The 21,878-nt window shown below is 39.0% G+C and carries 20 protein-coding genes; 11 read left to right on the forward strand and 9 right to left on the reverse strand.

Features of this window, described 5'->3' with window-relative positions; all coding sequences use genetic code 11:
• Window positions 1–81 precede the first annotated feature (81 nt).
• The 4 genes from H4O18_RS01745 (at window position 82) to H4O18_RS01760 (ending at window position 6,350) form a co-directional block, all read left to right on the forward strand.
• Window positions 82–585: a GbsR/MarR family transcriptional regulator gene (locus H4O18_RS01745; RefSeq protein WP_246473900.1), complete on the forward strand. Its 504-nt coding sequence runs from the start codon at window positions 82–84 to the stop codon at window positions 583–585.
• Complete coding sequence (locus H4O18_RS01750) at window positions 582–1,691, forward strand: efflux RND transporter periplasmic adaptor subunit (RefSeq protein ID WP_187581380.1); 1,110 nt, start codon at window positions 582–584, stop codon at window positions 1,689–1,691. The genes H4O18_RS01745 and H4O18_RS01750 overlap by 4 nt, the downstream gene beginning before the upstream one ends.
• A gap of 6 nt (window positions 1,692–1,697) precedes the next feature.
• Window positions 1,698–4,868: an efflux RND transporter permease subunit gene (locus H4O18_RS01755; protein ID WP_187581381.1), complete on the forward strand. Its 3,171-nt coding sequence runs from the start codon at window positions 1,698–1,700 to the stop codon at window positions 4,866–4,868.
• A gap of 75 nt (window positions 4,869–4,943) precedes the next feature.
• On the forward strand, window positions 4,944–6,350 hold the full coding sequence (locus H4O18_RS01760; protein WP_187581382.1) for an efflux transporter outer membrane subunit: 1,407 nt from the start codon (window positions 4,944–4,946) through the stop codon (window positions 6,348–6,350).
• Between the two features lie 103 nt (window positions 6,351–6,453).
• Here the strand turns inward: H4O18_RS01760 and H4O18_RS01765 are convergent, their stop codons facing one another.
• Genes H4O18_RS01765 through H4O18_RS01775 form a run of 3 tightly spaced genes read right to left on the reverse strand, consistent with a single transcriptional unit; the run spans window position 6,454 to window position 8,133 of the window.
• Window positions 6,454–6,957 (reverse strand): YciI family protein, encoded by a 504-nt coding sequence (locus H4O18_RS01765; protein WP_187581383.1) that lies wholly within the window; start codon window positions 6,955–6,957, stop codon window positions 6,454–6,456.
• Entirely contained in the window at window positions 6,945–7,418 is a 474-nt protein-coding gene (locus H4O18_RS01770; protein WP_187581384.1) for a CYTH domain-containing protein, read from the reverse strand. The genes H4O18_RS01765 and H4O18_RS01770 overlap by 13 nt, the downstream gene beginning before the upstream one ends.
• 13 nt (window positions 7,419–7,431) lie before the next feature.
• Entirely contained in the window at window positions 7,432–8,133 is a 702-nt protein-coding gene (locus H4O18_RS01775; RefSeq protein WP_187581385.1) for an NAD-dependent epimerase/dehydratase family protein, read from the reverse strand.
• Window positions 8,134–8,193: 60 nt separating this feature from the next.
• Between H4O18_RS01775 and dinB the strand changes: the two genes are divergently transcribed.
• Complete coding sequence (dinB, locus tag H4O18_RS01780; RefSeq protein WP_187581386.1) at window positions 8,194–9,291, forward strand: DNA polymerase IV; 1,098 nt, start codon at window positions 8,194–8,196, stop codon at window positions 9,289–9,291.
• A gap of 186 nt (window positions 9,292–9,477) precedes the next feature.
• Here the strand turns inward: dinB and pyk are convergent, their stop codons facing one another.
• From pyk to H4O18_RS01805, 5 genes are all read right to left on the reverse strand, one after another.
• Window positions 9,478–10,920, reverse strand: coding sequence for a pyruvate kinase (gene pyk / locus H4O18_RS01785; RefSeq protein WP_187581387.1), 1,443 nt, complete (start codon window positions 10,918–10,920; stop codon window positions 9,478–9,480).
• A gap of 4 nt (window positions 10,921–10,924) precedes the next feature.
• Window positions 10,925–11,389 (reverse strand): IPExxxVDY family protein, encoded by a 465-nt coding sequence (locus H4O18_RS01790; protein WP_187581388.1) that lies wholly within the window; start codon window positions 11,387–11,389, stop codon window positions 10,925–10,927.
• Window positions 11,390–11,564: 175 nt separating this feature from the next.
• On the reverse strand, window positions 11,565–12,308 hold the full coding sequence (rnc, locus tag H4O18_RS01795) for a ribonuclease III (RefSeq protein ID WP_187581389.1): 744 nt from the start codon (window positions 12,306–12,308) through the stop codon (window positions 11,565–11,567).
• 8 nt (window positions 12,309–12,316) lie between these two features.
• Entirely contained in the window at window positions 12,317–13,567 is a 1,251-nt protein-coding gene (fabF, locus tag H4O18_RS01800; protein WP_187581390.1) for a beta-ketoacyl-ACP synthase II, read from the reverse strand.
• 111 nt (window positions 13,568–13,678) lie between these two features.
• On the reverse strand, window positions 13,679–13,912 hold the full coding sequence (locus H4O18_RS01805; RefSeq protein ID WP_008269813.1) for an acyl carrier protein: 234 nt from the start codon (window positions 13,910–13,912) through the stop codon (window positions 13,679–13,681).
• A gap of 159 nt (window positions 13,913–14,071) precedes the next feature.
• On the opposite strand from H4O18_RS01805, the gene purN reads away from it, so the two are divergent.
• From purN to H4O18_RS01825, 4 genes are all read left to right on the forward strand, one after another.
• Window positions 14,072–14,641: a phosphoribosylglycinamide formyltransferase gene (gene purN, locus H4O18_RS01810; protein WP_187581391.1), complete on the forward strand. Its 570-nt coding sequence runs from the start codon at window positions 14,072–14,074 to the stop codon at window positions 14,639–14,641.
• Window positions 14,641–15,276, forward strand: a complete 636-nt coding sequence (locus H4O18_RS01815; RefSeq protein WP_187581392.1) for a ribonuclease H1 domain-containing protein — start codon at window positions 14,641–14,643, stop codon at window positions 15,274–15,276. Before purN ends, H4O18_RS01815 begins: the two co-directional genes overlap by 1 nt.
• A gap of 87 nt (window positions 15,277–15,363) precedes the next feature.
• Window positions 15,364–16,290: a PfkB family carbohydrate kinase gene (locus tag H4O18_RS01820; RefSeq protein WP_187581393.1), complete on the forward strand. Its 927-nt coding sequence runs from the start codon at window positions 15,364–15,366 to the stop codon at window positions 16,288–16,290.
• A 44-nt stretch (window positions 16,291–16,334) separates the two neighbouring features.
• The gene (locus H4O18_RS01825) at window positions 16,335–18,233 is read left to right on the forward strand and encodes an amidophosphoribosyltransferase (RefSeq protein WP_187581394.1); all 1,899 of its coding nucleotides are present in this window, start codon (window positions 16,335–16,337) and stop codon (window positions 18,231–18,233) included.
• 579 nt (window positions 18,234–18,812) lie between these two features.
• Here H4O18_RS01825 and H4O18_RS01830 read toward each other — a convergent pair.
• A complete protein-coding gene (locus H4O18_RS01830; RefSeq protein ID WP_187581395.1) occupies window positions 18,813–19,403 on the reverse strand; it encodes a carboxymuconolactone decarboxylase family protein in 591 nt (196 codons plus the stop codon).
• A gap of 55 nt (window positions 19,404–19,458) precedes the next feature.
• Here H4O18_RS01830 and H4O18_RS01835 point away from each other — a divergent pair, with 55 nt between their 5' ends.
• Both H4O18_RS01835 and recJ read left to right on the forward strand, forming a co-directional pair.
• On the forward strand, window positions 19,459–19,881 hold the full coding sequence (locus H4O18_RS01835; RefSeq protein WP_187581396.1) for an OsmC family protein: 423 nt from the start codon (window positions 19,459–19,461) through the stop codon (window positions 19,879–19,881).
• 277 nt (window positions 19,882–20,158) lie between these two features.
• Window positions 20,159–21,877 carry a single-stranded-DNA-specific exonuclease RecJ gene (gene recJ / locus H4O18_RS01840; RefSeq protein ID WP_187581397.1) on the forward strand — a complete coding sequence of 573 codons (1,719 nt, stop codon included), beginning with the start codon at window positions 20,159–20,161 and terminating at the stop codon, window positions 21,875–21,877.
• Window position 21,878 lies beyond the last annotated feature (1 nt).

The following is a 21,878-nucleotide window of genomic DNA, read 5'->3' on the forward strand; positions in this document are numbered from 1 at the left end:
TTAACAAAATATTAACCTCAGGTTGGTTCGGTTTTTACCGAACCAATTGTACTTTTGCCCTCTCATTTAAATGTAATTTTTGTGGAACCCAATACCGAAATAAAAAAACTTACTGAAGAATTAGGGGTTTATTTTGAACAAAACAAGATATTATCCCCCTTATCGGCAAGAATATTTTCTATGTTGATCTTGACAGACAAGGACGGTCTTAGCTTCGATGAAATCATCGAAGGATTGGATTCCTGTAAAAGCTCGGTATCTACCAATCTACAATTATTACAAACCCAAGGAAGAGTTGTTTACTTTACAAAACCGGGTAACAGAAAACGTTATTTTAAAATTGCTCCCAATGATATTTTTGTACAGTTGGACAAAAAGATTGAGCAATGGGAAAAGGAAAAGAACATTCACTTAAAGGTTTATGATTTTAAAAAGAAGCTTTATCAAAAAACGAATATAACCGCTGAAAATAATCGCGGTCTCCAATACACTAAAAATTACGCTCTATTTATTGACGATTTTATTAAAAATCTCATTCAACTTAAAGAAAACCTTCAAAAAACATTTAATTCCGATACCATATGAAAAAAGTATTTTTTCTAATTGCGCCTTTATACCTGCTTTTATTCGTCAATTGCGGTGAAAACAAAGCCACGCAACAACCGCCAGCGGCAATGCCATATCCAACCATTAAAGTAGTTAGAACATCTATCGATAATTTTGTTAGTTATCCTGCAAGTATAGAAGGAATTGTGAATAGTCAAATAAGGGCTAAAGTAGCCGGTTATGTACAGGAAGTATTTGTTGATGAGGGAGAAATAGTTAAAAAGGGACAGCCCTTGTTCAGGTTGGAAACCCAGTCCCTATCCCAGGATGCCGGAGCTGCCAAGGCCCGTATTAATTTAGCCCAGGTTGAAGTGGACAAATTAAAACCCCTGGTGGAGAAGAACATTATAAGCAAGGTACAACTACAAACCGCTATGGCCAATTTAGAGCAGGCCAAAAGCAATTACCAGAGCATTTCTGCGAATATAGATTATTCCAACATAAAAAGCCCCGTAAACGGCGTAGTGGGTTCTATTCCTTTTAGAAAGGGAAATTTGGTAAGCGGACAGGATTCCCAACCTTTGACCACTGTTTCCAGCATTGATCAGGTTTATGCATTTTTTTCCATGAATGAAAAGGACCTCCTTGGTTTTATCAAAAGGATAGATGGGAAATCCTTGGAAGAAAAAGCTAAAAAGCTCCCCAAAGTACAATTAAAATTGGCCGATGGGTCTATTTATGATGAGATGGGCGAAATAGAGACCATTGGAGGTCAAATAAATCCAAATACTGGTACCGTACAATTTCGAGCTACCTTTCCAAATCCGCATGGACTTCTGAGGAATGGCAGCAGTGCCACCCTACTATTATCTGAAAAATTGGAAAATGTATTAGCTGTACCGGCTCTCTCCACCTTTGAGCAGCAAAACAAAAATTTTGTATATCTGGTACAGGGAGATTCATTGGTCACCAAAGCTATAACCCCACTTGCCACGGTAAAGGGATTAACAATTTTGGAGGGATTGAACGAAGGTGATCAAATCTTGGCTAAAGGTGTAGGCTCCGCCCGTCCAGGAACAAAAATTGTTCCCCAATTAACAAGCTTGGATAGCATCTTAAATTCGTTCGATAAAGTTTTTAAATAACGTAATATGCTTAAAACATTTATTGAAAGGCCAGTCCTTTCAACAGTCATATCAATTATTATAATGCTGTTGGGTATTTTAGGCCTATCCAGCTTACCCGTTACACAATATCCGGATATAGCGCCACCTACTGTTCAGGTTTCCGCCAACTACCCTGGTGCCAACGCCGAGACTATTTTGGAAAGTGTAATAGTCCCTATCGAGGAACAGATCAACGGGGTGGAAGGAATGACCTACTTGACGTCTTCTGCCAGTAATGACGGGAGTGCAAATATAACTGTATTTTTTGAACAGGGTATTGACCCAGACATAGCGGCAGTAAACGTTCAAAATAGAGTTTCTAGGGCAAATGCGCTTTTACCGTCAGAAGTAATAAGATCAGGCGTAATTACCCAAAAACAGCAGAGTTCGGCACTTATGTACGTAGCCCTTTATTCTACCAATCCGGATTACGATGATACTTTTGTACAGAACTACCTCAACATTAATGTTAAACCTGAAATTCAACGAATTAATGGGGTAGGTGCCGTGAATGTTTTCGGTGCAAAAGATTACTCCATGAGGGTGTGGATAGACCCAGTAAAATTAGCTTCCTACGGCCTTACTACCACCGAGGTGGTCCAAGCCATCAATGAACAGAGTTTGGAAGCTGCCGCGGGATCTCTAGGCCAAAATGTAGGGCAATCCTTTGAATATGTAATTAAATACAAAGGTCGATACAAGTCCGCGGAAGAATATCAGGACATCATTATTAAAGCGCTTGATAACGGCCAATTTTTACGTTTAAAAGATGTGGCAAAAGTTGAACTTGAAGCTTTTTCCTATAGCTCTACATCGCGATCAAAGGGTTATCCTGGAATCAATTTTGGAGTTTTCCAAACCCCGGGTTCCAATGCCCAGGAGATCATAGAAAACCTTTATGTTGAACTAGATCGTTTACAGGAGAATTTCCCTGAAGGTGTGGAATATCTTATTAATTATGATACCAACAAATTTCTTACTGCTTCGATCAACAAGGTGAAGTCAACTCTGATAGAGGCCTTTATCCTAGTATTTTTGGTGGTATTTATATTCTTACAGGATTTTAAATCCACACTTATTCCGGCCATCTCCGTTCCGGTTTCCATTATTGGAACATTTTTCTTTCTAGGGTTGTTGGGTTATTCCATAAATCTACTTACACTATTCGCACTTATTCTGGCCATTGGTATTGTAGTGGACGATGCCATTGTTGTAGTAGAGGCTGTTCACGCCAAATTGGAAGAAGGATATGATGATGCCAAAAAAGCAACAGTTTCTGCAATGAGTGAAATTAGTGGGGCTATTATCTCCATTACCCTGGTAATGGCCGCGGTATTTATTCCGATTACCTTTATTAAGGGTCCATCCGGAGTTTTTTATGAACAATTTGGTGTAACCCTAATCATCGCCATTCTTATATCGGCGGTAAACGCCTTGACCTTAAGTCCAGCTTTATGTGCAATATTATTAAAACCGCACACAGAAAAGGATAAAAAGAAAGGGTTCTTACAGCGATTCTATACGGCATTTAACATAGCATTTAAAGCCACCTCCGATAAATATATAAAATCACTAGGCTTCTTGGTAAAACACAAGTGGATTACTGCGGTAATACTCGTAGTGGCCAGTGCCGCTATTTGGTGGGCCAATGAAACTACAAGAACCGGTTTTGTACCCACAGAGGACAGAGGCGTGGTATTTATGAACATGGAACTTCCCCAGGCAGCATCATTGGACAGGACTTACAGTGCTACACAGGAATTATACACCCAAATAAGTGGTATTAAGGGAATCCGAACAGCTTCACTCATTAACGGAAGGAACTTTTTCTCAGGCTCCGGAAGTTCATATGGAATGGGCTTTATTATTCTCGAGGACTGGGACAGTAGGGATACAGAGGATACTTCAATTGATGCCATATTAGGCCAACTTTATGCAAAAGCAGCCTCCATTCCAGATGCCAAAATTATATTCTTCACCCCACCAAGTATTCCTGGATTTGGAGCTGTTGAAGGGTTTGAAATGCGATTGTTAGATCGATCTTCCGGTAGTTTAAAGGATTTGGACAATGCAGCCAATGAATTTATTTCTTCCTTAACACAACGCCCGGAAGTAAGTTTTGCGTCCAACTCATTTAGCACCAATTTTCCCCAACTTCAAATGGATATCAATATCCCAAAAGCCAAGGAAGCCGGAGTTAGCGTAAGCAATATACTTACAACCCTACAAGGATATATCGGTGGATTTTACGCCGCTGACTTTAGTAGGTTTGGGAAGCAATTTCGAGTATTTGTGCAAGCTGACCCCGAAGACAGAAAGGACATTGCCAGCCTAAATAGTATGTTCGTAAAGAACGATAAAGGGGAAATGGCCCCTGTTTCAGAATTTGTTACATTAAATAGGGTCTACGGACCACAGACAGTAAGCCGTTTCAACCTGTTCAATTCCGTCACCATCAACGGTTCAACGGCAAAAGGATTCAGTTCTGGTGACGCCATTAACGCGGTAAACCAAGTGGCTAAAGAACACCTTCCCAACAATTATGAAGTTGCCTTTTCAGGTATAACCCGTGAGGAAATTGCCTCAGCAGGCCAATCTGGTGTAATATTTCTACTGAGTATCGTATTTGTGTATTTCTTTTTAGCAGCACAGTATGAAAGTTATTTATTGCCACTATCGGTCCTATTATCATTGCCTATAGGGGTAATGGGCGCCTTTTTATCGACCAAATTTGCTGGATTGGAAAACAATATTTACTTCCAGATTGCCTTAATAATGTTGATTGGGCTACTGGCAAAAAATGCCATCCTTATTGTAGAGTTCGCACTGCAAAGAAGGCGACAAGGACTCTCATTATCCGAATCGGCCATTCAGGGAGCCAAAGCCAGGTTAAGGCCAATTTTAATGACCTCTTTTGCCTTTATACTTGGTCTAATGCCTTTGGTATTGGCCAAAGGTGTAGGAGCTGCCGGTAATAATGCCATTGGAACAGGGGCCGCGGGAGGTATGTTAATAGGAACCGTATTTGGTGTCTTTATTATCCCTGTACTGTTTATTGTCTTTCAGTGGTTACAAGAGAAAATTACCGGTATACCAGTTGCCGTTAAAGAAACGGGGCATACTGAGCAGTTGCCAAAGGAGTCATTAAACAAGTAAAACAGGAAGTCAGTATCATTTTAGGTTTATCCAATATCAAAGGAAATTGATCTTAAAAACAATAAAAATCAGTTGATGAAAAAAATATTTCCCTTTAAACTTTCAGTTCTGTTGCTTCTTGCATTCACTTTGCAATCCTGCTTTGTAGCCAAGAATTATGAACGGCCCAACATGGAGGAAATTGATGATTTGTACCGTACGCAACAACAGCATTCCCTGGACAGTACATCATTGGCTTCCATATCCTGGAAAGAACTATTTTCCGACCCACAATTAGTACAGATGATTGAAGAAGGACTTCAAAATAATCTAGATATAAGAATTGCCCTTCAGCAGGTAAACATGGCCGAAGCCTATATGAAACAGGGAAGAAATGGGTATCTGCCCTCCTTTGACCTTAAAGCCTCGATGACACACCAAGAATTATCCAAAAACAGTCAGTTTGGCTCTGTTTTTAGTGGATCCTTAGAGCAATTTGAACTTTCCGGTAGTTTATCCTGGGAAGCCGATATTTGGGGAAAAATACGCAGTAACCTAAGAGCCACAAAAGCGACCTACCTACAAACAAAGGCAGCTCATCAGGCAGTTAAGACACAACTTATAGCCCAAATTGCTTCCAACTATTATCTATTAATGGCTTTGGATGATCAACATAGGGTTACGGAGGAAACCATTGAAAACAGAAAAAGAAGCTTAGAAACTATAAATGCTTTAAAAGAAGCGGGCAATGTAACACAAGTAGCAGTAGATCAAACAGCCGCACAGCTATTTAATACACAAGCCTTGCTCATCGATATAGAAAAAAACATATTTAGAACGGAAAACGTTCTATCTATCCTTTTAGGAAAACCGGTCACTTCCATTGCCCGAGGTTCTTTGGAACAACAAAAATTATCCAAGAATTTAGATTTAGGTGTACCTGCATTACTATTGGCCAACAGACCGGATGTACTTGCCGCGGAATATGATTTGACCAATGCCTTTGAACTTTCGAATGTCGCCAAAAGCAATTTTTATCCTTCATTGACCTTAACGGGGGCTGGGGGATTCCAAAGTTTAGAATTTCAGGAATGGTTCAATTCCGGATCTCTGTTTGCTACCTTGGTTAGTGGTTTAACACAACCTATTTTCAACAAAAGAAGGATAAAAACCCAATACGAAGTGGCCAAAGCCCAACAAGAAGAAAGCCTTTTAAACTTTAAGAAAACACTTTTGACCGCAGGGCAGGAAGTATCCAATGCCCTTTACGAATATGAAGCTGAAACCAAAAAATACGAATTCAGACAAAATGAGGTAGAATCCTTACGTACGGCCGAACTTAATTCCGAGATACTTTTAAACAATGGCTTTGGTACCTTTTTGGATTTGTTGACTGCAAGGCAGAATGCTTTGAATGCCGAATTAAATGTTATAGACAATAAATTGCAACAACTTCAATCCGTAGTAGAATTGTATCGTTCCTTAGGTGGCGGGTGGCAATAAATCCAAAGTTTTTATCAGCTTTTAAAAAAATGAAATTATTTCCGTTCATGAAATTGGTTAGACAATTTCAGTGGAATAGCAAGGGATAGAATTGAAATACAAGCTATCTTAACATAAACCCTTTTGCCGCCCACCATGGATGGATTTCTATAACTAGCATTCCAGCTTTTACCAGAGGATCCATATTAGCCAAACTATCTGCCATTTTTTGGGTAGGCACGTTATAGATTGTAATACCCCGTATTTCGCCATTGTCACCAAAAGGACCCGAAATATCTGCAAATCCCTCCTTGTACATTCTACCCAAATGTGCCAAATGCAACGCCTGTAGACTATCTGCCTCTGCCTTGGATTTAGAGCGATTGGGACCACTCTTTAAAAATGCCATGAAATATTGTTGCATCAACAAAGTATCTTTGGTCTTTTCATCAATATAATCGAAGGTTTGAAATCCCTTTTCTTCCAAACTCCTTTTTAATTCGGCCGTAGAAATTATCTTTTCAGCCACTTGCTGCCCTACAATTTCATTGGGAATTTCCCCGGAATCCTTACAGGACAATAACAAACCACATATTAGTACTACATAATATATTCTTATTTTTTCCATGTTTTAAAAGGGTTTTTACTCAACTGCGAATTGTAATATTTTATATCCGAGGTTACTTCGTCCCCCAACCAATTTGGTTTTAAAAAGTCCTCTTCTTCGTGCTCCAATTCAATTTCCGCCACTATCAATCCCGAATTTTCCCCAAAGAATTCATCCACCTCAAAAATATGTTTCCCTACCTCAATATAATATCTCACCTTGTCTATAACCCCAGGTTCCGATAATTTGAGCAAAGCATCCGCGTCCTTGGCAGCTATTTCCTTCTCCCATTCAAACCGGGTGGTACCACTACGGCTCCCCTTTCCCTTAACGGTAATATATCCTTTATCTCCCTTGACCCTTACCCTAACCGTTCTCAATGGGTCCGTATTCAAAAAACCTTGAACAATTCTTTCCTTTTTAATAGCGTCCGATTTGAAATCTTCCGATTTCACCAAAAATTTACGCTCTATTTCTATCATTTATAAAAGTTGGTTATCTAGCTTTATTTGAAAGCTTATGGTAAATATTCTTAATTTCATAGGACTGAATTCTAGCTTTTTCGTAGTTATTGTTGGCCAACCAAACCATAGCGCCTGCAATAACCTCTGGGTGAATGGATCTGAACTTCTCCAAAGGCCCAACCAAGAGAAAATTGAACAACTTCATGAATTGCTTGGCAATCCATTCCCCCATACGTTTCTCTTCCCTCTTTCCCCCTATTAAGGAGGGTTGCAAAATATGGGTCTTTGGAATTTTACAATTCAAGACTGCCTCTTCCATTTCCCCTTTTAACCTATTATAGATAACGCCACTGTGGGCATTGGCTCCCATAGCCGAAATAACCAAGAACGTTTTAATGCCATTAAACCGGCAAATTTTGGCCGCCGAAACCGGTATCCCAAAATCAATACTTTTATACTTTGAGTTATCGGGCGTTTTTGCTTTGGTAGTACCAATACAACAATAGACCTCATCAGCTAGAAAGTGGCTCTTATAACTTTCCAATTTTAAAAGGTCTCCGATATGTTCCTCCAATTTAGGATGGGAAAATCCGATTTCGGTCCTAGAAATAATCTTTATTTTTTCATAGCGGTCATCGTCCAGCAACCTCTGTAATAAAAATCCTCCTGTAAGCCCGGTAGCTCCCAATATTATGGCCGACTTTTTGTCTACTTTAAAATGTCCATTCTCCATTTAACATCTTTAACATTATTATTGGAACCCACTAGTGCTAACTTGTTATAAATTTACGGTATGAATTTGGATTTCCCGCACCGAAAAATAATCCATGTAGATATGGACGCGTTTTACGCCTCCGTGGAACAAATGGACGACCCTACTTTAAAAGGTAAGCCTTTGGCCGTTGGCGGGGCTGAAAAAAGAGGTGTTGTTGCGGCTGCCAGTTATGAAGCAAGAAAATTTGGGGTCCGTAGTGCCATGAGCGGATATATGGCCAAAAAAAACTGCCCTGATTTAATTTTTGTACCTCCCCGTTTTGAACGATACAAAGAGATTTCCCTTAAAATTAGAAACATTTTTTACGATTATACGGACCTAGTGGAACCTCTTTCTTTGGACGAGGCCTATTTGGACGTTACCACCAACAAAAAAGGCAATCCCTCTGCTTCCCTCATAGCAGAGGAAATAAGACGACGTATACTTGCAGAAGTGGGCCTAACAGCCTCCGCAGGTATCTCCATTAATAAATTTATTGCCAAGGTAGCCAGTGATTACAATAAGCCCAATGGCCAAAAGACCGTTAATCCAGAGGAAGTAATTTCCTTTTTGGAAGAATTGGAAATCCGAAAATTCTACGGAGTCGGTAAAGTTACGGCCGATAAAATGTATCAACTTGGAATTTTTACCGGTAAAGATCTTAAGGGAAAATCCATTGAATTTCTAAAGGAAAATTTTGGAAAAAGTGGCGAATACTATTATCATGTGGTAAGGGGAATTCACAACAGTGAGGTAAAGCCCAACAGAATCCCTAAGTCGGTTGGCGCAGAACGTACTTTTGACGAAAACCTGAGCAGTGAAATCTTTATGCTACAGCGTTTGGAAAATATTGCCAAGGAACTGGAGAAGCGGCTAAGAAAAGCAAAGATTTCTGGGAAAACGGTGACCTTAAAAATAAAATATAGCGATTTCTCCCTGCAAACACGAAGCAAGACACTCCCCTATTTTATTGCTGAAAAATCTTTGATATTGGAAACCACCAAAGAATTGCTATACCAGGAAAAAATGGAAAATTCTGTTCGACTATTAGGCATATCCCTGTCCAATTTAAATACGGAAAAAAACGAGCCCTTGGAACAAAAAATACTTACCGTCCAGTTAAGGTTCGACTTTTGACCCATTTAATTATCCGGGCCAGCATAGTCGTATTGAACTCCAGACCCCACTTAAAAGGCATGGTTAGTTCAGCCATCCAATATCAATAATCCTAAATCTTAAAAAATACGGTTCTAACCAATAAAAAGGACCTGTAAGGTTTTAAAATCCTACAGGTCCACTCTAATATATTACTAAAAGGTATTTCTAAAAATTACTGCTTTCTATTTGTGAAACGCGTAAAGTATTCACCATCCCCTTATCTTTTATGGGCATAGCAGCCAAACTGATCAACATATCGCCAACCTCTAAAAACCCCTTCTGACAGGCCATTTTATTTACATCCTCGATAGTCTCGTCTGTGGACACATATTTATCATAATAAAATGCCTTTACTCCCCATAGCAAGTTAAGTTGTGTAAGAATTCTTTTATTGGAGGTAAATACCAGGATATGGGCCTTTGGTCTCCAAGCGGATATTTGAAAGGCAGTATAACCACTATTGGTCAAGGTAGATATTGCCTTGGCCTTAATTTCATTCGCCATATTGGCAGCATGGTAACAAATAGATTTGGTAATATATCTATTGGTCCTAACCTGTGGTGGTTCATGCGGTACCTTAATTAATTCTGAATTCTCTACACTTACCAGGATACTGGCCATTTTCTCTATAACCTGAACAGGATAATTTCCAACGGAAGTCTCTCCAGAAAGCATTACGGCATCTGCTCCATCCATTACGGAATTGGCCACGTCGTTCACCTCTGCACGGGTAGGAGTAAGGCTTGTAATCATTGTTTCCATCATCTGGGTGGCAATAATTACAGGTATTCTTGCTTTTTTGGCCCTTAACACCAATTGTTTTTGAATAAGAGGCACTTCCTGTGCTGGAACTTCAACTCCCAAATCTCCCCTGGCAACCATCAATCCGTCACAATAGGCCACAATCTTATCGATGTTTTCTACGGCTTCCGGCTTTTCAATTTTTGCTATAATCGGGATTTTATGAGCAGAATGTTCCTTAATAATATTTTGCAGGTCTATTAGATCTTGGCTAAATCTTACAAAGGAAAGTGCTATCCAATCCACGTCTTGTGAAATTGCAAAAATAGCATCCTTAATATCCTTTTCCGTTAGAGCGGGTAATGAAATATTGGTGTTAGGCAAGTTTACGCCCTTTTTGGACTTTAAAGGTCCCCCTTGGATTACTTTTGCCTTTACCTCATCCTTGGAATTGGTGGAAATCACCTCGAACATCAACTTTCCGTCATCCAATAGAATACGCTCACCAGCTTTTACATCTTTAGGGAAATTGGCATAGTTCATATACACCTTCTCCGCATTCCCCTCAAAAGGCTTACCGGTTACAAAAGTTATTTCGTCTCCAGGAGCAACGACCACTTCTCCGGCCATTACACCTACCCTTAATTTTGGTCCTTGCAGATCCGCAAGAATCGAGGTATTAGTACCTAATTCGTCATTTAATTCGCGAATCATCTTAATACGCTCTGCAACATCTTTATAATCGGCATGGGAAAAGTTTACCCTAAAGACATCCACCCCAGCCTCAATCATGCTCTTTAGAACACTCTTCGTACTAGTAGCTGGTCCTAAGGTTGCTACTATTTTTGTCTTTTTGTTTGTTGACATTATTTTAAAATATTAAATTATTTTTAGATTTTAATTTACTGGCATCCACTATATAAGCCGTTATAATCTTTGGGATTGCCAGTACCGACTTCAAAATTTCTTCCTCCACGTCAATTTCATCGTGTTCTATCTTTAAAAAATAGTCCACATCCCTGTATTCCGGAACCAAATGATATTTCGTAAATGAGGGTTGGTCTTGAAAAAGATTTCCTATACTTAATTCCTCTTCCTTTACATCATTATTGCTAACAAGTGTAAAATAGCGATCATTTACCTCGTCTCTCCAATCAAATATTGGGAACGATCCACTTTGTGATATCTCCAAATCGTTCACGGACCTCTTCAACTTCGTTTTTAGACAAGAATTAAGTGCATATACCAGCATAAAATCTTCGATACTGCTGTGCAAAGCGATTAAAGTGAAAGTTTCTTCATAAAAATCTTCCGAAATTTTGTGTATCGCTGCCATACTTTCCGTGAAAGGCGTAAATATAGGATTAATAACGAAACCAGCCTATCCATTTTAGCTATAAAACGTTGTGAAACCTACGAAAACGTTGGAGTTAAACAAATTTTGATGTCTACTGCTCCATTGCAAAGTTTGCTTAACAAATTTTAACATCAATCCGTAAATTTCAGATTCTTTACTCTTTGGATTTATCCATTTTGTCCTGTAAGGCGAAGTAGGCTCTCTTGGACGCTCTTTCTTCAGCCTTCTTTTTTGAGGTTGCCCTAGCCTTGGCCACAATTTTACCCCCAATGGATAATTTCACTGCAAAATGCTTAATTACATCATTACCTGTGTCCTCGTATATATCGTAATTAAAGGATTTTTTTTGTTTTTGGCACCATTCAATGACCAGGCTCTTGTAACTTATAACCTTACCTTCAAGTTGTTCTATATCCACATAGGGATCTATAATTCTTTTACTTATAAACTTTTCACAATATTTATACCCTCTGTCCAAATAGATGGCTCCTACCAGGGCCTCAAAAACATTGCCGTGGATATTGTCCCCAAAGCGGGATTTGGGAATTCTGCTCTCAACGAAATCTATAAGTTTAAGATCTTTCCCCAATTCATTGAGATGTTCCCTACTTACAATTTTAGACCTCATTTTGGTCAAATATCCTTCGTCGCCATCCGGAACCTTGCTGTACAAATGTTTGGAGATTATTGTCCCCAGCATGGCATCGCCCAGAAATTCCAAGCGCTCATAGTTCATAGGGAAGCCATCTTTATCTTTTCTGTTAGCAGAACGATGAACGAACGCTTTTTGATAAATTTCCAGGTTTTTAGGCTTAAAGCCTAGAATTTTTTTCATTCCCAAAAAAAAATCCCCATCCTGTTTTGAATGGGAATTAAATAAATTGGAAAAAGCGTTCATATTTCGAATTAGCTGATTTTTTTAAATATCACACATGCATTATGTCCCCCAAATCCAAAAGTATTGCTCAGAGCAACATTTACCTCTCTTTTTTGCGCCTTGTTAAGGGTCAGGTTTAATTTGGGATCAATATTTTCATCTACCGTTGTATGGTTTATGGTCGGAGGCACCAAACTATGTTCCATTGCCAAAATTGAGGCTATTGCCTCAATGGCACCAGCTGCACCCAAAAGATGCCCTGTCATTGATTTAGTGGAATTTATATTTATATCCTTGGCATGTTCGCCAAAAACCTTACTGATAGCTTTTAATTCGGCTACATCGCCTAAAGGAGTAGAAGTACCATGAGTATTAATGGTATCCACATCCTCGGGTTTTAATCCTGCATCCTTTAAACAATTCTCCATAACGCGTACTACCCCAATTCCGTCAGGATGTGGTGCAGTCATATGGTAAGCATCACTGGACAAGCCACCGCCTGCAACTTCTGCATATATTTTAGCTCCTCTTGCCACGGCATGCTCATATTCTTCAAGTATCAAAGAACCAGCTCCTTCTCCAAGAACAAATCCATCCCTGGTGGCATCAAATGGCCTAGAAGCCGTCTCTGGACTTTCATTACGTGTAGAAAGGGCGTGCATGGCTCCAAAACCTCCCATCCCGGCTATGGTGACGGCTGCCTCACTACCTCCTGTAACAACAACATCACAATACCCTAACCGAATAGTGTTCAAGGCATCAATAATAGCATTGGCGGAAGATGCACAAGCTGAAACCGTTGTATAATTGGGTCCCATAAAACCGTGCTTTATGGAAATATTCCCAGGTGCAATATCTGCTATCATTTTGGGAATAAAGAATGGATTAAACCTTGGGGTACCATCGCCTGCGGCAAAATTTAAAACTTCGTTCTGAAAAGTTTCCAATCCGCCAATACCAGCTCCCCAAATTACTCCAACTCTAAATTTGTCTATCTTATCAAGATCCAATCCTGAATCTTTAATGGCCTCATCAGAAGAAATTAAAGCATATTGGGCAAACCTGTCCAATTTTCTGGCTTCTTTTCTATCAAAATAATCTTCTGCATTATAGTTTTTTAATTCGCATGCAAATTTTACTTTAAACTTCTCCGTATCATAATAAGTAATGGGTGCAGAACCACTTTTTCCGCTCTTTAAACCTTCCCAATACTCTTCAATATTATTGCCAATAGGTGTCAAAGCACCTAGACCAGTAACTACAACTCGTTTTAATTGCATTGAACTAAATTTTTGTTTAACTTAATAAGTTAGGTGTAAATTAAAAAAAATTATCCATGCAGCGTCTTTACCACATGGATAATTTTGAAACTTGTTCAAGAAATCATAAAATTACTTGGCTTCTTCTATATAACTTATAGCTTGACCAACTGTAGCAATGTTTTCCGCTTGATCGTCTGGAATTTGAATATCGAATTCCTTTTCGAACTCCATAATCAACTCAACAGTATCCAATGAATCTGCCCCTAAGTCGTTGGTAAAGCTAGCCTCTGTAACAACTTCATTCTCGTCAACACCTAATTTATCTACGATGATAGCTTTTACTCTTGATGCAATGTCTGACATAATAATATCGGTTTTAAAAATTTAAATTGATGGCAAAAATAAAAAACTTTGGTTTAATAACACTATTTGTCGTTAAAATGTGATGTAATTTAATAAAATTAAATACAAGAGTGCTATTTTAGCCCAAAATAATTTTCTGTCCTAACCCCAAAAAATTACATGAAAAGTATTGTCCTATTCGCTTCTGGCTCTGGTTCCAACGTTGAAAACATATTTCATTATTTTCAAACAAATACTGAAGTATCAATTAGCTGCGTACTATCCAACAAAAGGGACGCCAAAGTTTTTGAAAGGTGTAATAGGTTAAATATTAATGCATTATATTTTAATAAACACTCCTTTTATAATTCGGACTGTGTTTTAAATGTCCTTAAATCCCTAAGTCCAGACCTTATAGTGTTGGCAGGATTTCTATGGAAAATTCCAGATAACCTCATCAATAGCTACCCCAATAAAATTATTAATATTCATCCCGCCTTACTTCCCAAATACGGTGGTAAAGGAATGTACGGCATGCATGTGCATGAATCGGTAAAGGCCAATAACGAGTCTGAAACAGGCATAACCATCCATTATGTAAACGAAAATTACGACGAAGGTGCCATTATTAAGCAGGCAAAAGTTGCTTTGAACCCGAACGACACCCCTGAAATGATAGCAGAAAAGGTTCATCATTTGGAATATGAGCATTTTCCCAAAGTAATAGAACAGGTATTAATGGGGGAATAATGGCCAAAAAGGATAAATTTTATACGGTTTGGAAAGGGAGCCGTCCCGGTATTTACACCAGCTGGAAAGACTGTAAGGCAGCAATCACCAATTATAAGGGCGCACAATATAAATCTTTCCCCACCTTTGAGGCTGCAAAAAAAGCCTTCAACGGCAAATATGAAGATTACAAGGGCAAGAAAATCGATGCCTCCACACTAAGCCAAGAACAATTACAGAAAATTGGTGAACCCAATTACAATTCAATTTCTGTAGATGCCGCCTCCAGTGGAAATCCAGGTATAATGGAATACCGAGGGGTGGACACAAAAACCAAAAAAGAACTTTTTAAACAAGGCCCGTTTAGGCAAGGCACCAACAATATAGGTGAATTTCTGGCCTTGGTTCACGGACTGGCGTTTTTAAAACAACAGAATAGTGATCGAATAATATATACGGATTCCAAAACAGCAATGAGTTGGGTCCGAAAAAAAACATGTAATTCCAAATTGCCCGAGACTCCTGAAAATAAAGTGGTTTTCGATCTGGTACGGCGCGCCATTACGTGGCTGGAAAAAAACTCATACAGTACTAGCATAGTTAAATGGGAAACTAAGGCCTGGGGTGAAATTCCAGCAGATTTCGGTAGGAAATAGCCATATAAGCATTTTTTGAAATTTGATTTCCAATGCTATGGAAATGGCAGTTCAAAAACCTATCTTTGCAGCAAATTTCATAATTTAATGGGCAAACTTTTAATTGTAGGCACCGTTGCCTTTGACGCTATAGAAACCCCTTTTGGCAAAACCGATAAAATCTTGGGAGGGGCCGCCACTTTTATAGGTTTGGCAGCTTCCCAGTTTAAAGTAGAATCTGCCATTGTTTCTATTGTAGGCGAAGATTTTCCACAGGAATATTTAAATCTATTGACCGATAAAAATATTGATATTTCTGCCTTACAGGTTATAAAAGGGGGCAAAACTTTCTTTTGGAGTGGCAAATATCACAACGATCTTAATTCCAGGGATACCTTATCCACTGAATTAAACGTTCTTGCCGACTTCAACCCGGTAGTTCCAAACAATTTTAAAGATGCAGACGTATTAATGTTGGGAAATTTACACCCAGACACTCAATTGAGTGTAATTAATCAGATGGAAGAACGACCAAAACTTATAATCTTGGATACCATGAACTTTTGGATGGACCATGCCCTTGATGAATTGAAAGAAGTTATAAAACATATAGATGTTATCACCATTAACGATGAAGAAGCCAGACAGCTTACCAGTGAGCATTCCTTGGTAAAAGCTGCTGAGAAGATCCATATAATGGGCCCTAAATTTGTAGTAATTAAAAAAGGAGAACACGGAGCCTTGTTATTTCACAAATCGAAAGTGTTTTTTGCGCCCGCTTTGCCCCTGGAAGAAGTTTTTGATCCAACCGGAGCTGGTGATACCTTCGCTGGAGGATTTGCTGGATATTTGGCAGAATCGGAAAACATAAGCTTTAACAATTTAAAAAGTGCAGTTATCCACGGTTCCAACTTGGCTTCATTTTGTGTTGAACGTTTTGGCACACAAAGAATGGAAAAATTAGAAAAGAAAGAGGTAAACAACAGGTTGCTCCAGTTTAAGGAGCTGACCCAGTTTGATATTGAATTACAATAAATATGTGCCCTAGTCTAACAGGGCATTTTTAATTTAAAGTTACCATGAGCGACGCTATTAAGCATGAATGTGGAATTTCCTTAATCCGGTTATTAAAACCGTTGGAATATTATCAAGAGAAGTACGGGTCTGCCTTTTACGGGGTAAACAAGATGTACTTGATGATGGAAAAGCAGCATAACCGCGGCCAGGATGGTGCCGGTTTTGCAAGTATTAAATTGGATATGGAGGCCGGGGAGAGGTATATGAGTCGGGTACGATCCATAGACCAACAGCCTATACAGGACATTTTTGCCCAAATAAATGAACGTATAAACACTTCATTTAAAGAAAATCCAGAATACATAAACGACGTAGCCAAACAAAAAAAGCACATACCTTATATTGGGGAAGTACTTTTGGGACACGTACGTTACGGAACTTTTGGCAAAAACAGTATAGAAAGTGTACATCCCTTTTTAAGACAGAACAACTGGATGCACCGTAACCTGATAGTTGCCGGTAATTTTAACATGACCAATGTTAATGAACTTTTCGACAATTTGATTCAAATAGGGCAGCACCCCAAGGAAAAAGCAGATACCGTAACGGTAATGGAGAAAATTGGACATTTCTTGGATGATGCAGTAGCCCAGCTCTACAAGGATATAAAAAAAGAAGGTTTTAATAAAAGAGAAGCCTCGCCAATAATTGCTGAAAGATTAAATGTTGCCAAAATTTTGAGAAGAGCGGCAAAAAACTTTGATGGTGGCTATGCTATGGCAGGTATGTTGGGGCATGGTGATTCATTTGTACTCCGAGACCCAGCAGGAATAAGACCAGTCTATTACTATCAAGATGACGAAATTGCCGTGGTAGCCTCAGAAAGACCAGCTATACAGACGGTTTTCAATGTTAGTTTCGAAGATGTTAAAGAACTTGATCCAGGACATGCCATTATCATCAAAAAAAATGGTAAGGTTAAATTCAAGAAAATTTTAGAACCTACCGAAAGAAAGGCCTGTTCCTTTGAACGTATTTATTTCTCTAGAGGAAGTGATAAGGAAATCTACCAGGAAAGAAAGATGTTGGGGAAATTGCTTTTTCCCTTGATCCTGAAGTCCATAGATGACGATATAAAAAACACTGTATTTTCATATATTCCCAATACTGCAGAAACCTCCTTTTTCGGAATGGTAATCGCGGCACAGAATTACATGAACAAGAAGAAAGAAGAACAGATACTTTCTATTGGCAGGAAAATAACAAGGGAAGAACTTCATGAAATCTTAGAGGTAAGGCCCAGGATAGAGAAAGTGGCCATAAAGGATGCCAAACTCCGGACCTTTATAACACAAGACAGTAGTAGGGACGACTTGGTTGCCCATGTTTACGACATTTCCTATGGATCTGTGAAGGAAAACGATAATTTAGTTATCATAGATGACAGTATAGTTCGTGGAACAACCCTCCAAAAAAGTATACTTAGAATTCTTGACCGACTATTGCCAAAAAAAATAATAGTGGTCTCTTCCGCCCCTCAAATCCGTTATCCGGATTGCTATGGAATAGACATGGCCAAACTGGAAGATTTTGTTGCATTTAAGGCCGCTTTGGCCCTACACGAAGAAAGAAATACAATGCACCTTGTAGAGGAAATCTATAAAAAATGTTTAAAGCAAACCGATACGCATGATTCAGAAGTTGTTAATTATGTGAAGGAATTCTACAAGCCTTTTACAGCGGATGAAATCTCCGATAAAATTGGTCAATTATTAAGTCCACCCGATATTAAAGCAGAGGTTCAGATTATATATCAAAACATTGAAAACCTTCATGAAGCCTGCCCAAAAAACTTGGGAGATTGGTATTTTACAGGAAATTACCCTACTCCAGGGGGCAATAGGGTAGTAAACAGGGCGTTTATCAACTTTTTTGAAGGCAAGAACGAACGAGCATATTAATAATTTCATCGATGAAGTGCAGGTTTTTATGCACTTCATCGATGAAATACACTCTTTAACGTAATTTTGATCAAAAACCTGCCGTGCACATGTACATTAGTAGTGCCATAGCATAAGTAGGTTAAGTTCATGGTAAGATTTGGGGCAAAAAAGGTGGAGACTTCTCCACCTTTTTTATTGGATCAAATTAAGATCCCTTTATTGCACATGTATTATATCCTGCATTTCCTACTGTTTATCGAACAAGCTGTATTTCAACTTATTAAAGAGACATTCATCTAAAACCTTTTCACCACGGCTTGGATTACTATACTTTTGGAGGACCATAGCATAAGTAGGTTAAGTTCATGGTAAGATTTGGGGAAAAAGGTAGAGCTATGCTCTGCCTTTTTATTTTAAATAAAGTCTGTAATGGGAATGAGATAAGAATCTGAAAACTTATTCCGGAATTTTAATAGCCCACGATATACCAAATTCTAGAAATTATTCCCCAAGCCAATTGGACCAAGCAGGGGCTTTATACAAAGCAAAATGAGTTACATTTAACGGGTAAGAATTTCCAAACCTAAAATCTTTCCTCTAAACATGCTTTCCTTTTTCCCAACCATATTTTTCCAAATAATGTTTTCCACTCTCAATCGCCCCTTCCTCCAAGTGGGTGGCCATGGTATCATTCCACCTATTTAGAAATCCGAAGAGAGATATAACCCCCAACATTTCCACAATTTCGCCTTCATCCCAGTGCTTGTATAACTCTTTCTTTATTTTAAGATTCATAGTATTGGGCACTTGGGAAGCCGCCAATGCAAAATCTAGGGCGGCACGCTCGGCCTCAGAAAATGCCGCATGCGTTCTATACTCCCAAATATTATCTAATTGCTCCTGATCTGCTCCATAACGCTCGGCTGCCCGAATAGCATGTGCCTGACAATAGCGACAACCGGTGGCATTACTACTTACCCAGGCCATCATTCGTTTTAAAGCGGAGCTAACCTTACCTTCATTTGCCATAACCGCCTTGTTGAGACTAATAAAGGCCTTGGAAATAGCTGGTCGATGTTGCATTGTTAATACAGAATTGGGACAGAATCCCAAAGTTTCATTGAAAAATTCAGCCAACTTTTTGGTCTCTGAATCATGATCGGCATCTAAAGGATCTACAAGGGACATGGTTCGTGAATTATGTGTATTTTTGACCTATACAAGTAACGAAAAAAACACCTACATGACAAATCAAATCACTACCAAATGGCTTGGTAATATGGCCTTTGAAAGCAACAATCCTTCAGGGAACAACCTTGTTATAGATGTAGCTCCTGAAAATGGGGGAGAAGGCATGGGATATAGACCCAAAGCACTTATGCTAACTGCTTTGGCGGGTTGTTCTGGACTGGATGTAGCTTCACTTATTAAAAAAATGAAATTGGAGGTTGAAGAGTTTAGAATAGAAACTATTGCCAACCTAACGGAAGAGGACCCCAAATTTTACGATAATGTATTAATAGAATATCATTTTAAGGGCAGTAACCTAAACGAAAAAAAATTGCAACGGGCAGTTGATCTTTCAGTTGAAAAATATTGTGGGGTGATGGAAATGTTCCGACAATTCTCGAAAATGGAGATTAAAACATATTTCAATAAAGAGTAATTACGCTTTCCACTTTCCCATGATCAAAAAAGTTTTATTTCTATTAATTGGTTTCCTATGGACCCTTCGAAGTATAAAGGTCAAATTTTAAGGGATAACATGGATGCAGGTTACTTTCACACTGGTTATGAGGACAACAAAGCACCAGGATGGAAGGTTACAGTAGATTCGAAATAACTTATGCCAAAGCTATTGCTGAGCCGCTGGCATTATATAATAAGATCTATGACGGCAAGTAAGTGTTTAAAAATAAAATTTAGCTTAAGGAATAATTGCCATGCGCTGGACCATTAAACCAAAACCTGAACAACCACAAATAGATGCATTGGCGACTTCGCTAAAGGTAGACGAATTGGTTGCCCAATTATTATTGCAGCGTGGCATTACCAACTATGAGGATGCCAAGAGGTTTTTTAGACCACAGCTTTCGCACCTGCACGATCCCTTTTTAATGAAGGATATGGACAAGGCCGTAGAAAGGATAGAAAAGGCTATAACTCAGGAGGAAAATATATTGGTATTTGGGGACTACGACGTTGACGGCACCACTGCAGTGGCCTTGGTTTCATCTTATTTGGAAAGCTCTTATCCAAACGTGGCCACCTATATCCCAGACCGGTACAATGAGGGTTATGGAGTTTCTTACCAAGGAATAGATTTTGCCGAGGATAATGGATTTTCCTTAATAATTGCATTGGATTGCGGGGTAAAAGCGATCGACAAGGTTGCCTATGCAAAAGAAAAAGGAATCGATTTTATTATATGTGACCACCACAGGCCGGGTAAAACTTTGCCCGATGCTGTAGCCGTATTGGATCCAAAAAGAGCAGATTGCTCCTATCCTTATGATGAACTGTGCGGCTGTGGGGTGGGATTTAAATTGATACAGGCGCTAGGTAGCAAAAAAGGGGAGACTACGGAGGATTTAATTCCATATCTAGATTTGGTAGCTACCGCTATCGGGGCAGATATCGTCCCAATTACAGGGGAAAATAGGGTTATGGCCTACTGGGGGCTTCAGGTAATAAACCAAGAACCTAGGGTTGGATTTAAGGCCATTATCAATCAGATAAAAAAACAAGTCCTTACCATCACCGATGTAGTGTTTATAATTGCACCACGAATTAATGCCGCCGGACGTATGGAGCATGGGCAGCACGCGGTTAACCTCCTTAAAGAAACCGATTTGGAACGGGCGGAATTTTTTGCCGCCGAAATAGAGAAATACAACACGGACCGAAGGAATCTGGATCAAGAAATTGCAAAGGAAGCTCTGCTACAGATTCAGGAAAACAAGGAAGAAAAAGGTTTTACATCAGTGGTCTACAAGGAAACTTGGCATAAGGGAGTGATCGGAATTGTTGCATCCCGACTAATTGAAACGTATTATAGACCCACTTTGGTTTTTACAAAGAGTGGCAACAAATTGGCGGCATCTGCACGATCTATTAAAGGTTTCGATGTGTATGAAGCCTTGGAAGGTTGCTCGAATACCATTGAACAATTTGGAGGACATATGTATGCGGCGGGACTTACCCTTCTGGAAGAAAATTACGAAGCTTTTAAAGCTAAATTTGAGGAAGTGGTTTCCAGTACCATGGACCCCACTCTACTATCTCCCGAAATTATGGTGGACGCCATAATTAGCTTAGATCAAATTACCCCTAAATTAATGCGGATCATTAAGCAATTTGCCCCTTTTGGACCAGGAAATTTGACCCCCGTTTTTATGGCAGAAAATCTTAAGGATACTGGTTACGCAAAAGTAGTTGGGCAAGAAGGTAAACACCTAAAATGTAAGCTTTTCGATAAAAATAGTGGCTCTAAAAGGGCTGCCATTGATGCAATTGGATTTAATTTAGGTCAGAATCTACCTACAATTACCAATGCATCAGTAAGTGCCGTTTTTTCTTTGGATGAAAATGAATGGCAGGGAAATATATCGCTTCAAATGAAGTTAAGGGACCTAAAAGAGCAAGTTGGTTATCAATATTAAT

Source organism: Arenibacter arenosicollis (assembly GCF_014397245.1).
Lineage (GTDB): Bacteria > Bacteroidota > Bacteroidia > Flavobacteriales > Flavobacteriaceae > Arenibacter > Arenibacter arenosicollis.